The sequence below is a fragment of the Pseudomonas sp. EA_65y_Pfl1_P113 genome (assembly GCF_963970525.1).
Lineage (GTDB): Bacteria > Pseudomonadota > Gammaproteobacteria > Pseudomonadales > Pseudomonadaceae > Aquipseudomonas > Aquipseudomonas tritici.
Genome location: NZ_CAXAQM010000219.1, coordinates 1 through 627 on the forward strand (window position 1 = coordinate 1; position 627 = coordinate 627).

The 627-nt window shown below is 55.5% G+C and carries 1 protein-coding gene and 1 pseudogene; both read left to right on the forward strand.

What is annotated here, in order from left to right; translation table 11 throughout:
- On the forward strand, positions 1-186 hold a 186-nt coding region (locus AACY52_RS29225), incomplete at its 5' end, for a metal-sensing transcriptional repressor (RefSeq protein WP_339561206.1).
- 165 nt (positions 187-351) lie between these two features.
- Positions 352-627 (forward strand): annotated as a pseudogene (locus AACY52_RS29230) (two-component sensor histidine kinase); the annotation flags it as partial.

Here is a 627-nt window from a genome sequence, read left to right on the forward strand (position 1 = left end):
GATGAGAGTTGCGGCGACGTGATGCGGATAGTCACGGCCACGCGCGGTGCGATCAACGGAATCATGGCCGAAGTCGTCAATGGGCACATTCAAGCGCATATGGTCGATGCGAACCGCACGCCCACAGAAGCTGAACGTAATGCCGCGCTCGAATTAGTCGACGTTTTGCACACCTACATCAAGTGAACTGCGATGGCTCCATAAAAAACACCAGTCAATCAGCCTGCCCACGTCGATCCTATAGATCACGAGGCAAACTTGACGCATCGATACCCGCTCGGCACCCGTTCAAGGGAACTACTGACGTTCATCGATGGGCTATGGCGCCTCGTTAGGTCTGGAACGCTTCCCTTGCTGATCGGCATCCTCACTATCGGCATCTTCATCATCGACACCATAACCCCTTACGAGATATCCGCTGCGACGTTTTATGTGATTGTCGTTCTATTGTCGGCTCGCTTCAGCCACACGCGGGGCATGGGCACGGTCTCTGGAATATGCATCGCGTTGACGATCGCGAGCTACATCCTGACGCCGAGTGGAAGCTTCGGAACCGGAGTCGTCAACACCTCGATCAGCCTGCTGGCGATCGCGGCAACGACCTATCTCGCTGTCAAGATGGAGACC